This is a genomic window from Rhodococcus sp. B10 (assembly GCF_011770055.1).
Taxonomy (GTDB): Bacteria; Actinomycetota; Actinomycetes; order Mycobacteriales; family Mycobacteriaceae; genus Rhodococcoides; species Rhodococcoides kyotonensis_B.
Window position 1 is genome coordinate 91,093 of the sequence record NZ_JAAFYV010000009.1, and the last position, 13,758, is coordinate 104,850.

Here is a 13,758-nt window from a genome sequence, read left to right on the forward strand (position 1 = left end):
AGGGTGAATGGTTGCGTCAGCGAACCTCGAGACTCTGACGGCGATCGAACGACGCGTCCTGTGGTTGTCGACGTCGATGATCCATCACGCCAACCGCATTCGGCCCAACCCGTCCGGCATGAAGGTGGGCGGGCATCAGGCGTCGTGTGCGTCCATGGTCACCATCATGACGACGTTGTGGTTCGAGCAGCTGGGTCCCGGCGATCGGGTGTCGGTCAAACCGCACGCGTCGCCGGTGTTGCATGCGATCAACTACCTGCTCGGAGACCTCGACGAGAAGTACTTGACGACGTTGCGCCAGTTCGGTGGTCTGCAGTCGTACCCCAGCAGGATCAAGGATCCCGATCCCGTGGACTACTCGACGGGTTCCGTCGGAATCGGTGCCACCGCACCGATCTGGGGCACGATCGCGCGTCGCTACGTCGACACGGCGTTCGGCGACACCGGCGGTGGACGGCAGTACTCGCTCGTCGGAGACGCCGAACTCGACGAAGGCGCGATCTGGGAAGCGGTGATGGACACCTCGGTGGCCGAGCTCGGCGAGATCGTGTGGATCGTCGACCTCAACCGGCAGTCCCTCGATCGCGTCGTCCCCAACATCGCCGCCGATCGACTGAGCCGCATGTTCGACGCGGCGGGCTGGCAGGTGATCGTCGTGAAGTTCGGTGCGCTGTTGGAGTCGCTGTTCCAGCGGCCTGGAGGTGATGCGCTGCGGACTCGCATCCTCGACATGCCCAACCCCGAGTATCAACGTCTGCTGCGCTGCACGGCCGAACAGGTCCGTCAGCGACTCCCCGGCGCGGGTGCCGATGCCGTCGACATCGAGAAACTGATCGTCGATCTGGACGACGACACACTGCTCCGCGCGATTCGCAATCTCGGTGGACATGACGTCGATGCGATGAGGCTCGCCTACTCGCAGATCGACGACACTCGGCCGACTGTCGTCATCGCGTACACCATCAAAGGGCATGCACTGCCGACCGAGGGTCACCCGCAGAACCACTCGTCGCTGCTCACCGTCGAACAGTACGACGATCTGGCACGCGAACTCGGCACAGACGTCTCCGATCCGTGGCGGCGCTTCGACGACGGCAGCGACGCGGCCGCGCTCTGCACCGCCCGTGCGCAGGCCCTGCGACGGGACGACGTTCGCCCGACTCCCCCGCCCTCGGTGCCCGTCGACATGGGGCGGACTCCTTCGGGCACGTCGACCACCCAGGCGGCGTTGGGCCGAGCACTACTGGATCTGACGCGCGAGGCCCCCGACGTCGCCCAGCGGGTGGTGACGGTCAGCCCCGACGTCACCTCGACGACCAACCTGGCGGGGTGGCTGAACAAGGTCGGGGTCTGGTCACCCACCGAGCGACGTGACTGGTTCGACGACGACGCGGAGACGATCATGCATTGGCGCGAGAATCCGACGGGCCGACACATGGAACTCGGAATCGCCGAGACGAACCTCGTCGGACTGATCGGCGAGCTGGGTGCCACATGGAGCCGATGGGGTCAGCCGCTGTTTCCGATCGGCGTGCTGTACGACCCGTTCGTCGAACGCGCGCTCGAACCGTGGTCGTACGGTATCTACGCCGGAGGACAGTCGATCCTCGTCGGGACGCCTTCGGGCGTCACTCTCGCTGCCGAGGGCGGCGCGCATCAGTCCATCACCACGCCTTCGATCGGGCTCGAGCAACCTGGTTGCATCAGCTACGAACCCGCGTTCGCCATCGACACGGAATGGACGTTGTTCGCGAGCATCTCGCGACTCGGCCGTCCGGACGGCGTCTCGTCGTACCTGAGACTGTCGACGCGTCCGGTGGATCAGACACTGGCAGCGGTGCCGACCGACCGCGCGGCCCGCGAGCGACGACGGCGCCACGTCGTCGCAGGCGCATACGTGCTGCGGCACAGTCCCGATCCCGCGGTCGTCCTCGTCGGAATGGGCGCGATGATGACCGAAACCCTCGTCGCTGCAGATCGTCTCGCCGAGATGGGAAAGGCGGCCTGCGTCGTGTGCGTCACGAGTCCAGGGCTGCTGTTCGACGCCGTTCAGGCTCGGCGCGGGCTGTCGGACGCGCCGACGTGGATCCTGGACCAGGTCTTCCCCGCGTCGCGACAGGCCCCGATGGTGACGGTCCTCGACGGCCACCCGCACACGCTCGCGTTCCTCTTCGGCATCGGCGGAGTGCGCGGAACGTCGTTGGGTGTGACCGGCTTCGGCCAGGTCGGATCGCTCGACGACGTCTACCGCTACCACGGGATCGACGCTGACGGCATCGTCGGCGCCGCTCTGGACCTCGTCGGCTGAGAACGACGCGTTCACTCAATGGACGGAACGGAGGCAGCAGACCACGGCATGAGCAGAATGCCGACCAAGTAGGTACTGCCCTACCCCTGCGTGGCATCCAGTGCCACACTGGGTGTCTACGAACACAGTTGGACATCCATCTTTTCTGGAGGAGATTTCGTGACTACATCTGTCATCGTCGCCGGTGCTCGCACTCCGGTCGGTCGACTGTCCGGAGCGCTCAAGGATCTGTCCGGATCCGACCTGGGCGGCATTGCCATCAAGGGCGCCCTCGACAAGGCAGGTGTCGCACCCGAATCCGTCGAGTACGTCATCATGGGCCAGGTCCTCACCGCGGGTGCGGGCCAGATCCCCGCCCGCCAGGCCGCCGTCGCCGCCGGCATCCCGATGGATGTTCCGGCGCTGACCATCAACAAGGTGTGCCTGTCCGGCGTCGACGCGATCGCACTCGCCGACCAGCTGATTCGCGCCGGTGAATTCGAGGTCGTCGTCGCAGGCGGCCAGGAATCGATGACGCAGGCTCCGCACATGCTCGAGAAGAGCCGCGCCGGCTTCAAGTACGGCGACGTCACGATGAAGGACCACCTCGCCTACGACGGGCTGTACGACATCTTCACCGACCAGGCGATGGGCGGGCTCACCGAATCCCGCAACGACGGCCCGACCGCGTCGACGCGCGAGGAGCAGGACGCGTTCGCCGCGGCATCGCACCAGCGGGCAGCGTCGGCATGGAAGAACGGCGTGTTCGACGACGAGGTCGTGCCGGTGTCGATCCCGCAGCGCAAAGGCGATCCGATCGTCTTCTCCGAGGACGAGGGCATCCGCGCCGACACCACGACCGAGACGTTGGCGAAGCTGCGCCCCGCTTTCAGCAAGGACGGCACCATCACGGCAGGCAACGCCTCGACCATCAACGACGGCGCTGCAGCGGTGATCGTGATGAGCAAGGACAAGGCCGAGAGCCTCGGACTGTCGTGGATCGCCGAGATCGGTGCACACGGCGTAGTCGCAGGCCCGGATTCGTCGCTGCAGTCCCAGCCCGCCCGCGCGATCGTCAAGGCATGCGCCAAGGAAGGCATCGATCCGGGGGATCTCGACCTGATCGAGATCAACGAGGCGTTCGCTGCCGTCGGGATCGCGTCGACGCGCGAACTGGGCATCGACGAGTCCAAGGTCAACGTCAACGGAGGCGCCATCGCGATCGGGCACCCGCTCGGCATGTCGGGTGCACGCATCGCTCTGCACCTGGCGCTCGAACTGAAGCGTCGCGGCGGCGGCGTCGGCGCGGCGGCACTGTGCGGTGGCGGTGGCCAGGGTGACGCACTGATCGTCCGAGTCCCGAAGCAGTAACCACCCTCGAACGACTCGAACGAGCGGCGCGAACCGGAATGGTCGCGCCGCTCGTTCGCGTTGCACCCGAGGTACATGTATCGAGGGAAAGGCGTTCGTATGACAGAGAAGGTGTGGTTCATCACCGGCACGTCACGCGGTTTCGGTCGGGAGTGGGCGATCGCTGCCCTCGACCGAGGTGACAAGGTTGCGGCTACGGCACGCGACACGTCGACGCTGTCCGATCTCGTCGACCGATACGGCGACTCCGTGTTGCCGATTCAGCTCGACGTCACCGACAGGGCAGCCGATTTCGCGGCAGTGAAGCAGGCACACGACCATTTCGGGCGTCTCGACATCGTGGTCAACAACGCGGGCTACGGCTTGTTCGGTTTCGTCGAGGAGGTGAGCGAACTCGAGGCCCGAGATCAGTTGGAGACCAATGTGTTCGGCGCGTTGTGGGTCACTCAGGCCGCGCTGCCGTTCATGCGTGAGCAACGGAGCGGACACATCCTCCAGGTTTCGTCCATCGGCGGCATCAGCGCGTTCCAGAATGTCGGGCTGTACCACGCGTCGAAGTGGGCATTGGACGGATTCTCGCAGTCCCTTGCGCAAGAGGTGGAGTCGTTCGGCATCCACGTCACGTTGATCGAGCCGGGTGGCTTCACGACGGACTGGGCTGGTTCCTCCTCCAAGCGGGCGACGGAGCTTCCCGCGTACGCCGACGTGCACGAAGCGGCGAACGCTGCACGCGCACAGCGCACGTCGAAATCGGGAGACCCGAAAGCATCGGCCCGCGCGCTCATGAAGGTCGTCGATGCAGAAAAGCCCCCGCTTCGGGTGTTCTTCGGTGAAGCGCCGCTGGCCATCGCGAAGGCCGACTACGAAAGCCGCCTCGCACTCTGGGAGAAATGGCAGCCGGTGTCGATCGAGGCCCAGGGCTGACGCGGGGTCTAGACTTCCCCTCGATGTGGATCGGATGGATAGAACTCGATTTTCTACTGGGTGACGTGCACTCCTTGAAAGAGAAGCGCTCGGTCGTACGCCCTATCGTCGCCGAAATGCAGCGCAAGTTCTCGGTGTCGGCGGCCGAGGTCGATCATCTGGACCTGCACCGTCGCGCATCCGTCGGAGCGTCCGTGGTGGCAGCCGATGCGGCGCATGTGTCCGAAATCCTCGACCGGGTCGAACGGCAGGGCGCGGCTCGGCCGGAAGTACAACTCGTCGGCGCTCGTCGGCGCGTCATTCGCGCCGACGACATCTGAGGACGCGGAATCCGACGAAAGTGGCGCCCAGTGCAGATGCACTGGGCGCCACCGAGTTTCGATCGGATCAGATGGACGAACGCGCCACCATCTCGACCGGGACGCGCTCCCCGGTCTCGAGCGACTTCACCCCGGCTGCGCAGACGGCGGCAGCAGCGTAGCCGTCCCAGGCACCCGGCCCGTCGACGTAGTTCCCGGTTTCTGCGCCGGCCTTCACCGCGTCGACCCAGCGCTGAATCTCCGTGTCGTAGGCCTGCCCGAAACGCTCCTTGAACGACGGTGTGATGGTTCCGCCCCACGAACCGGGCTTGCTCTTGCGGACCATGCCGACGTCGAGGCCGATCATGGCGCTTCCCAGTTCCGCGACGACCTCGGTGCGCACCTCGTACGCGACGCCCGTGGTGACGAAGACCTCGGCGTCGACGTGGCGGCCCGACTCGGTCGCGAACAGTGCGATCTGCGGGTCCTGCAGTCCTTCGGGAGCGTTGGCGTTCGCCGACGGCTTGATGATCTGCACCGACGTGATCTCCTCGTCGAGAAGGAAGCGCGTGACGTCGACCTCGTGGACGAGCGAATCCTTGACGATCATTGCGCTGTCGAAGCTCGGCGGAACCGTGGGGTTGCGGTGTGCGCAGTGGACGACGAGCGGACGGCCGATGTCTCCAGAATCGATGAGCGCCTTGAGTTCTGCGTACTCGTTGTCGAAGCGGCGCATGAAGCCGACCTGGATGAGAGTCTTGCCCAGCGCGGCCTCGGCTTTCACGACGGCCAGCGACGTCTCGACCTCGGTGGTCAGCGGCTTCTCGCACAGGACCGGCTTGCCGTGCTCGAGGCAGGCGAGCAGCTGCTTCTCGTGCGTCGGGCCTGGGGTGGCGAGCAGGACCGCGTCGACCTCGGGATCGGCGATGGCCTCGAAGGGATCGGCGACGGCGCGGCAACCGGGGATCGTCGCGGCGAGTTCTTCGGCCTTCTCGGTGAAGAAGTCGTTGACGACGGCGACGCGTGCGCCTGCGATCTTGGTGGTGATGCGGGCGACGTGGTCGGCGCCCATCATTCCGACGCCGAGCACGGCGATGCGGAGGTCGTTCGACATGAAGGAAGCCTCTTTTACTGGAAGGTCACGGACGGGATGCCACAGGAGCTCAGGTACTTCTGCGTGCGCTGAGCGATGGGCAGGGGCGCGTCGGGTGCGCAAGGGTACATGTCCTGCTCGACGATCGCGAAGATGTCGGCGGTCAGCTTGCCGTCGTCGGCGAGTCGCTCGATGGTGCTGAGCAGCGGAGGCATGTCCGGAATCCCCAGCGGCGGTTCGATCATGGCGCCGAGCTTGCAGGCCTCGCCGAAGGGAAGGTCCTCGGCCTCGACCTTGGCACGCACCTCGACGTTGACCTGCTTGAGGTGCAGGTATCCGATGCGCTCGGGGGCGCGTTCGATGATCGCGATGTTGTCGCCGCCGCAGTAGCTGATGTGTCCGGTGTCGAGGCAGAGGTTGACGAACTCGCTCGATGTGCCGTCGAGGAAGCGGTAGACGTTCTCCTCGGTGTCGACGTGGCTGTCGGCGTGCGGGTGGTACTGCGCCTTGACGCCGTACTGCTCGAACATGCGCTTGCCGAGTTCGTTCATGCCCTCGGTCTTCTTGCGCCACTGGTCGGCGGTCAGGTTGCGATCCTCGAGAACAGCGCCTGTACCCGGGTCACGCCACATCTCGGGAATGACGACCACGTGCTTGCCACCGACGGCTGCGGTCAGCTTGGCGACGTCCTCGATCTGTGTCCAGACGGCGTCCCACGCGCCGTCCTGGTGCAGGTGCTCGAACACCGTGCCGGCGGACAGTTTCAGGTTGTGGGCGGCGAGTTCGTCCGAGAGCTGCTTCGGATCGGTGGGCAGGTAGCCGTAGGGACCGAGTTCGATCCACTCGTAGCCCGACGCCGAGACCTCGTCGAGGAATCGGGTGTACGGCGTCTGCTGCGGGTCCTCCGGGAACCACACGCCCCACGAATCCGGTGCAGATCCAACGCGGATCACGCTCATGGCCAGTCCTTTCGAGTGGTCTCGGGGTTGCGATGGTTCCCGAGCGAGACGAGAATCTGACGCGCGTTACTGACGCGCTTCAGTCGCTACTATGGTGATTCGATGTGTGATTGTCAAGACAATCTGTCGAGCAGCTGAAGACGGTCACCACGACAGGGAGGGCACGTGCAGAAGTCGAGGGAAACACCCGAGTCGTCGCCTCGGCGACGCGCCACCATGGCCGACGTCGCCGAGCGCGCAGGCGTGTCCCGCACGCTGGTGTCGCTCATCTTCAGCGACAAGCCGGGCGCGTCGGAGGAGACGCGAGAGCGGGTGCTGCGTGCCGCGGACGATCTGCGGTACCAGCCGGACCGCGCAGCTCAGCTGCTCGCGCGCGGTCGTAGCCGAACTCTCGGCGTGTTGACCGACGTCAAGCAGACGTTCCAGGCAGAGATGATCGGGACGGTCTACGACGCCGCCGAAGAGGCCGGGTACGACGTGCTCCTGTCGGCAAGTGGCCCGACGCGTGACGAACGCAAGGCCATCGAAGCTCTGTTGAGCCACCGGTGCGAGGGCTTGATCCTGTTCAACCCGCTGTCCGATTCGGACTACCTTCGATCGGTCGGCTCCCGTGCCGCGCTGACGATCGTCGGACGCAAGGTCACGGACGCCGCGGTCGACACCGTTCGCTCAGCGGATGGCACCGGAATCCAGCAATCGGTCGACCACCTCGTCGAACTTCGTCACCGCGACATCGTGCACGTCGACGGCGGCGAGCACTCGGTGTCGATCGACCGTCGTCGCGCGTACGCCGAAGCGATGCGGACCCACGGTCTGGACGAATACGTACGCGTCGTACCCGGTGCGCACGACGAGGCCGCAGGCGCTGCCGCGGCGGAGTTCCTCCTCCGAGGTTCGACACTGCCGACGGCGATCATGGCAGGCAACGACCGCAGCGCGCTCGGCATCATGGATGTTCTGGTCAAAGCGGGCGTGTCGATTCCCGGCGACGTCTCCATCGTCGGTTACGACGACGCTCCCCTGTCCCGGCTGTCCCGCATCGATCTGACGACCGTTCGTCAGGACAGCGCGCAACTGGCTCGAAAGGCCCTGGAGTTCACGGTATCTCGACTGGACGATCCCGAATCGACGGTCGGAGACAGCGTCATAGAGCCGGAATTGATCGTTCGCGGCACGACGGGTCCCGCACGTTCCACGTAAGCGCGCAGGTCCGGCCGCGCCGGCTATAGGTTCGCAGTCACGAGGGGTTCGACGCGCACCAGCGCGGACGTCGCCTTCTCCGTCTCGATCTGCATGTACAGCGTGTCGCCGTCGCGATAGGACTGCACCGTGACGTCGTCGCCCTGCAGCACGGCGCCGACATGTTCGACGATGGCACGATGCGGCCTTTCCACGAACGCCGGGTCGCCTGCGAGTTCGTCCTCGACCGGCTGCCAGTAGATCGCGTTGTTGACGTGGCCCAACCGGTCGAAATCCGTCGACCGCGTCGGAAACGCAGTTCTCCGCGTCTCGCGAGACCCGTCGAACGGACTCAGGTGCGCCTTCCACCGCAGCCTGTGCACGGTGGTCTGTTCGAGCATCGGCGCCATGAACCTATCGGTCATGCGACTGGGACCGCCCGTCGTCGGGTCGATATGGATGAAGAACGCTTCGGTCTCCACGAGTCCGCCACGATCGCCGACGATCTGGACACGAATGTTGCACCAGCGGTTGGACAATCCCGACGACCATCGCCGCAGCGTGACGTTCTCTCGGAACACGATCGGGCGTAGGACGTCGACGACGGTCCGTCGCACGATCCAGGCGCCGTGGAGGTGGCCGTCGTCGGACACGTCGAGATGGTCGAATGCGATGTCCTGCAAGTACCGCGCGACGGCGTCCAACCTCAGCCGGTCCTTCGTGTCGGTGTCGCCGAGGCGCACCGTCCACGTCCGTTCGAAGGCAGGCGTGTCGGGACCGAGCGCAGGCAGGGGCATCCGGGACGCGATGTAGTCCTCGCTCGAGACTGAAATTCGAATTCCTCCTGTGTCGGGTGGCTCACAGGCTAGCAAACGGAGCGCGCTGAAATCGCCTGCCAAACAATTGCTTGGTTGTTACAATCGCCGCATCCCGAGACCGCGAGGAGTCCCATGCCCGAGGCCTACGTCGTCGACGCCGTGCGTACCCCTGTCGGCAAGCGGGGCGGGGCGCTGTCGTCGATGCACCCGGCCGACCTCGGAGCGTGCGTTCTACGCGCGTTGCTGGACCGAACCCCGGTCGACCCCATCGATGTCGACGACGTCGTGTTCGGCTGCGTCGACGCCATCGGGCCACAGGCAGGGAACATCGCCAGGACCTCCTGGTTGGCAGCGGGCTATGCGGAGGAGGTACCGGGCGTCACGGTCGACCGTCAATGCGGATCGAGCCAGCAGGCACTGCATTTCGCCGCGCAAGCCGTCATGAGCGGCACCGCCGATCTGGTCGTCGCCGGGGGCGTGCAGAACATGTCCGCGATCCCGATCGCCGCGGCCATGACGGCAGGCCGCGCCTACGGATTCGACACTCCGTTCGACGGATCGGCAGGCTGGGTGCACCGATACGGGAAGCAGGAAGTCTCGCAGTTCCATGGCGCGGAGATGATCGCCGAACGGTGGAACATCGCACGCGACGATATGGAGGCGTTCGCTCTCTCGAGCCACGAGCGTGCGCGTCATGCCATCGCGACCGGGCGTTTCGACCGCGAGATCGTCGCGGTCGACGGGTTCGCCGTGGACGAGGGTCCGCGCGCCACCACGCTCGAGAAAATGGCCGCCCTCCCCACGCTCGTCGAGGGAGGACGACTGACTGCGGCGCTCGCGAGCCAGATCTCCGACGGCGCCAGCGCCACGCTGGTGGCGTCCGAGGCGGCGGTTCGCGAGCACGCGTTGGTTCCGCGCGCTCGGTTGCATCATCTGAGCGCACGGGGAAGCGATCCGATCGCGATGCTCAGCGCGCCCATTCCGGCCACACGCCACGCGTTGAAGCGCACCGGATTGGCGATCGACGACATCGACGTCGTGGAGATCAACGAAGCGTTCGCCCCGGTGGTGTTGGCCTGGACGAAGGAGATCGACGCAGACCCGGCACTCGTCAACGTCAACGGCGGCGCGATAGCTCTCGGCCATCCGCTCGGCGCGACGGGCACGAAGTTGTTCGCCACGATGCTGTGCGAACTCGAACGCACCGGTGGCCGTTACGGATTGCAGACGGTATGCGAGGGCGGCGGCACCGCGAACGTCACGATCATCGAACGCCTGGGGTAGCGTCGTCCGATCGGTCCAACGTGGCACCGAGCCGTTCGATCGCCGCCACCGCGTCGTGCACGATGTGCTCGATCAACTGCTCGACCGTCGGAACGTCGTCGAGCACTCCGACGACCTGACCCGAAGCCAACACTCCTGCGTCCGTATCGCCCTGGACGAGACCCGATTTCAGCATCATCGGCGTGTTCGCGGCCATCAGCACCTGCGCCCAACTCAGGTCACGACTGCGGCGCATCTCCACGCCGTCGCGCACCATGGCGCGTAGCGACATTCCGGTCATTTTCCTGAACCGCACAGCACTCCGCACAGCGTTCACGAATCCCGTTGCATGCGAACCATTCTCCAGAGATTCGACCAGCGGGGTCCGCAGAACTCGGTGCGGCATGCCGTCGACGCGGGTCGACACGACCGTCCCGTCGAGCCCGGACTCCAGGTACTTTCTCTTGACGGCGTCGGGCACCGTGGATTCCTGCGTCAGCAGAAAACGTGTCCCCATCGCGACTCCCGCTGCACCGTAGGACAATGCGGCCGCCAACCCCCTGCCGTCGAAGAATCCGCCGGCTGCGACGACAGGGATGTCGACCGCGTCGAGCACCGACGGCAACAGCAACGTCGTCGCCACCGGACCGGTGTGTCCGCCGCCCTCTCCTCCTTGCACGACGACGGCGTCAGCACCCCACTGCGCGACCTTACGGGCATGCTTCGCTGCCCCGACGGAGGGAATCACCACTACCCCAGCCTCTTTCAGGGTGGCGATCAAGTCGGGTCTCGGCGCGAGCGCGAAGGACGCGACGCGGACGCCCTCCCGGATCAGTAGATCGACGCGCTGCCGCGCATCGGTGGCGTCGGCACGGATGTTGACACCGAACGGGCACGACGTCGCGCGTTTGGTCTTCGCGATCGCTGCCGCCAGTTCGTCGTACGTCATCGTCGCCGACGCCAGGATGCCGAGACCACCCGCGTCGGCGGTCGCTGCCACGAGACTCGGTCCGGCCACCCACCCCATCCCGGTCTGCACGATCGGGTGACGCACTCCGACGAGTTCGGTCAGCGGCGTGGACAGCGTCGTCACGACGACGGCACCTCCTTCTCGCGCAGTGCGCGCGGATCGAGCACGTCTCGGATCAGGTGCAGTTCCTCGTCGGTCGGGATCCGCGTTTCCGCCACGTCGGTGCAGGCGAGCTCGAAACCCGTGGCGGCGCACACGTCGTCGACGGACACTCCGGGGTGTGCCGACAACAAACGCATCGAGCGACCGGGTCCCCCGAAGTCGAGGACACCGAGATCGGTGACGACGCGGTGCACGTCGAGGAAACGTGCAGCCGGATCGTCGCCGAGTCTGTCGTAGCCGACGCCGGACACCATGTCGACTGCGTCGACGAAGACCCGGGTGGAGTGCTTCGGTATCCAGTAGCTGGTCCGGTGGTTGATCGTGTTGCCCGGTCCGCCGCGCACCCCGAACATCTGACGCGTCGGCCGTGCATGATCGCCGAGGCACGAGATGTTCTGGTTGCCGTGACGATCGAGCTGGTTGGCGCCCATGACGACGTGGCGTCGCCCGCTTGCGACGACGTCGAACACTCTGCGATACGGAATCCAGCCTTCGATCGCGCCGCTGCCGCCGAGCGCGGGCGTGTCCGCAAGCAGATACGCCTCGCCGTCGGACAGCAACAGATCGGGTTCGGTGGTCAGTCGTGCGAGCCGTGCGCCGAGGGCCGGAACGAGCGCCATCGGGCTGGCGAGTATCTCCCCCGCGCCGAGGAAGAGGTCGGCGCACGCGGCAGTGCAGATCTCCGCGCGCGTCGCTGTCGTGGTCACCGTCGTCATCGCACTGCCTCCTGTCACGCGTCGGCACCGCGCGCGAACCGCTCGACGAATCGTTTCCCTTCGGCGACGTCATTCGCCGCGCGCACGTAGTCCTTCTGCATCTCCTCGTCGCGTCCGTAGTCGGGCACGCACGACGTGAAACGAGCTCCCCCAGGCATTTCGACGACGGCGTCGACCATCATGCGGTTGGTCAGCAACGCCTGCGGTGGTACCGCATCGACGAGATCCGCTGTCGATACAACCCGTTCGCACGTCAGGTAGCGTCGTTCGGCCGCAAGCAGATACAGGTCGTCGAAGTACGGGTCGGGCCCGAGGTACGCGCCGTTTCCGCTCGCATCCGCGAGATTGAGGTGCACGAACGCCGCGTCCAGAGTCAGCGAGGGCATGGCGACGAGTTCTTCGTGTGTCGACGTTCCGGGAATCGGATACGGTGAGAGCACGGTGCGCAGTTCCGGGTAGTACGCCATGACGTCCGATCCGAGCCCCGCGCGAATGGGCAGAAACGGCAGGCGTGCAGCCGCGGCCCGGAGGCCCGCGTTCAACATCCCCTCGTCGAGTTCGCGTACCTCGATTCGACCGGACGTGCGTGCTCGCGCGAACCACGGGTCGTACGGCACGGAATCCAGCGAGACGAACCCGAACACCACGCGTCGCACTTTCTCTGCAGCACAGAGCATTCCGACGTCGGGTCCACCGTACGACACCACGGTCAAGTCCTTCAGATCCGACCGCAGGATCGCCTGGACCGCCGCCATGGGCTTGCGTCGCGAGCCCCATCCCCCGAATCCGACGGTCATTCCGTCGGACAGTTCGGCGACCAGTTCGTCGAGGGTGGTCGTCTTGTCACGCCGAGTCGGTACGGCCATGTCCGTCATCCCTTCTCGGTCGGCGCGCGGAAGTTGTTGTCGAGCGATGCTCGCCGGGCCTCGTCGGCAGCGCCGGACAGATTCAGCTCGAACGTGAATCCCTGCTCGAATCTGTAACTCCGATGCACCTGCTGCGGGTCGATTCCGTTGAGCGCTTCTTTCGCGGCGCGAATGACGCGCGTGTCCTTGGCCGCGATCTCGCGCGCGACGCGAAAGGCTGCCTCGACGAGATCGTCGCGGGGCACGACGTCGTAGATCGACCCGAAGTGCTGCAGCGTCGCGGCGTCGATCTGCCGAGCCGTGTAGTAGAGCGTGCGCATCAGATGCTGCGGCACCAACCGCGCCAGGTGCGTCGCGGCTCCGAGCGCGCCGCGGTCGACTTCGGGCACTCCGAACGTCGCGTCGTCGGAGGCGACGACGACATCCGCATTTCCGACGAGACCGATTCCACCGCCGAGGCAGAAGCCGTGCACCGCAGCGACAACGGGCACCTCGCATTCGTAGACCGCGGAAAATGCTGCGGCGCAGCCCTTGTTGGCGCCGATGAGATGGTCGTAGCCAGAGAACTTCTCGATCTCCTTGATGTCGACGCCGGCGCAGAATCCGCGATTCTCGGCGCGAAGTACGACGACCCGCACGTCTGCATCGCGACCCGCGGCACGCACCTCGTCCGCGAGGTCGAACCAGCCCTGCACGGGAAGCGCGTTCACCGGCGGGTAGTCGATGGTGACGACGGCTATTCCCGGCTCGGGTTCGGTTGCAGTGATTGCCACGATCGATCCTCACGTTCGACGACAAAGCAAGCATGTGCTTGGTAAGTTAACACGGAGATCCAACGAACTCGGACGGTT

General features: G+C 65.7%; 13 protein-coding genes. 6 read left to right on the plus strand and 7 right to left on the minus strand.

Features of this window, described 5'->3' with window-relative positions; genetic code table 11:
* Window positions 1-7: 7 nt before the first annotated feature.
* The 4 genes from RhoFasB10_RS08320 to RhoFasB10_RS08335 all read left to right on the plus strand — a co-directional run bounded on the left by RhoFasB10_RS08320 (window position 8) and on the right by RhoFasB10_RS08335 (window position 4,902).
* Window positions 8-2,308, plus strand: a complete 2,301-nt coding sequence (locus tag RhoFasB10_RS08320; protein ID WP_167675955.1) for a pyruvate dehydrogenase — start codon at window positions 8-10, stop codon at window positions 2,306-2,308.
* 159 nt (window positions 2,309-2,467) lie between these two features.
* Window positions 2,468-3,658, plus strand: coding sequence for an acetyl-CoA C-acetyltransferase (locus tag RhoFasB10_RS08325; RefSeq protein ID WP_068431253.1), 1,191 nt, complete (start codon window positions 2,468-2,470; stop codon window positions 3,656-3,658).
* A 99-nt stretch (window positions 3,659-3,757) separates the two neighbouring features.
* Window positions 3,758-4,582 carry an SDR family oxidoreductase gene (locus tag RhoFasB10_RS08330; protein ID WP_167675957.1) on the plus strand — a complete coding sequence of 275 codons (825 nt, stop codon included), beginning with the start codon at window positions 3,758-3,760 and terminating at the stop codon, window positions 4,580-4,582.
* Window positions 4,583-4,605: 23 nt separating this feature from the next.
* Window positions 4,606-4,902 carry a DUF503 domain-containing protein gene (locus RhoFasB10_RS08335; RefSeq protein WP_167675959.1) on the plus strand — a complete coding sequence of 99 codons (297 nt, stop codon included), beginning with the start codon at window positions 4,606-4,608 and terminating at the stop codon, window positions 4,900-4,902.
* 67 nt (window positions 4,903-4,969) lie between these two features.
* Here RhoFasB10_RS08335 and RhoFasB10_RS08340 read toward each other — a convergent pair whose 3' ends face one another.
* Both RhoFasB10_RS08340 and RhoFasB10_RS08345 read right to left on the minus strand, forming a co-directional pair.
* On the minus strand, window positions 4,970-5,995 hold the full coding sequence (locus RhoFasB10_RS08340) for a Gfo/Idh/MocA family oxidoreductase (protein WP_167675961.1): 1,026 nt from the start codon (window positions 5,993-5,995) through the stop codon (window positions 4,970-4,972).
* 14 nt (window positions 5,996-6,009) lie between these two features.
* Complete coding sequence (locus RhoFasB10_RS08345) at window positions 6,010-6,933, minus strand: sugar phosphate isomerase/epimerase (protein WP_068431269.1); 924 nt, start codon at window positions 6,931-6,933, stop codon at window positions 6,010-6,012.
* Between the two features lie 216 nt (window positions 6,934-7,149).
* Here RhoFasB10_RS08345 and RhoFasB10_RS08350 point away from each other — a divergent pair, with 216 nt between their 5' ends.
* Window positions 7,150-8,133 (plus strand): LacI family DNA-binding transcriptional regulator, encoded by a 984-nt coding sequence (locus RhoFasB10_RS08350; RefSeq protein WP_167676045.1) that lies wholly within the window; start codon window positions 7,150-7,152, stop codon window positions 8,131-8,133.
* 23 nt (window positions 8,134-8,156) lie between these two features.
* On the opposite strand, the gene RhoFasB10_RS08355 is transcribed toward RhoFasB10_RS08350, so the two are convergent.
* On the minus strand, window positions 8,157-8,909 hold the full coding sequence (locus RhoFasB10_RS08355) for an acyl-ACP thioesterase domain-containing protein (RefSeq protein WP_167675963.1): 753 nt from the start codon (window positions 8,907-8,909) through the stop codon (window positions 8,157-8,159).
* 153 nt (window positions 8,910-9,062) lie between these two features.
* Between RhoFasB10_RS08355 and RhoFasB10_RS08360 the strand changes: the two genes are divergently transcribed.
* Window positions 9,063-10,214, plus strand: a complete 1,152-nt coding sequence (locus RhoFasB10_RS08360) for an acetyl-CoA C-acetyltransferase (protein WP_167675965.1) — start codon at window positions 9,063-9,065, stop codon at window positions 10,212-10,214.
* Here RhoFasB10_RS08360 and RhoFasB10_RS26275 read toward each other — a convergent pair.
* From RhoFasB10_RS26275 to RhoFasB10_RS08375, 4 genes are read right to left on the minus strand one after another with little or no spacing between them, the layout of a single operon-like run.
* Entirely contained in the window at window positions 10,195-11,277 is a 1,083-nt protein-coding gene (locus RhoFasB10_RS26275; RefSeq protein ID WP_240930973.1) for a nitronate monooxygenase, read from the minus strand. The two genes, RhoFasB10_RS08360 and RhoFasB10_RS26275, sit on opposite strands and share 20 nt — an antisense overlap.
* Before the next feature lie 5 nt (window positions 11,278-11,282).
* Window positions 11,283-12,041, minus strand: a complete 759-nt coding sequence (locus RhoFasB10_RS26280) for a CoA-transferase (RefSeq protein WP_240930967.1) — start codon at window positions 12,039-12,041, stop codon at window positions 11,283-11,285.
* Between the two features lie 14 nt (window positions 12,042-12,055).
* Window positions 12,056-12,907: a CoA transferase subunit A gene (locus RhoFasB10_RS08370; RefSeq protein WP_167675969.1), complete on the minus strand. Its 852-nt coding sequence runs from the start codon at window positions 12,905-12,907 to the stop codon at window positions 12,056-12,058.
* 5 nt (window positions 12,908-12,912) lie between these two features.
* Window positions 12,913-13,680: an enoyl-CoA hydratase family protein gene (locus tag RhoFasB10_RS08375; protein ID WP_068431279.1), complete on the minus strand. Its 768-nt coding sequence runs from the start codon at window positions 13,678-13,680 to the stop codon at window positions 12,913-12,915.
* Window positions 13,681-13,758: the final 78 nt, after the last annotated feature.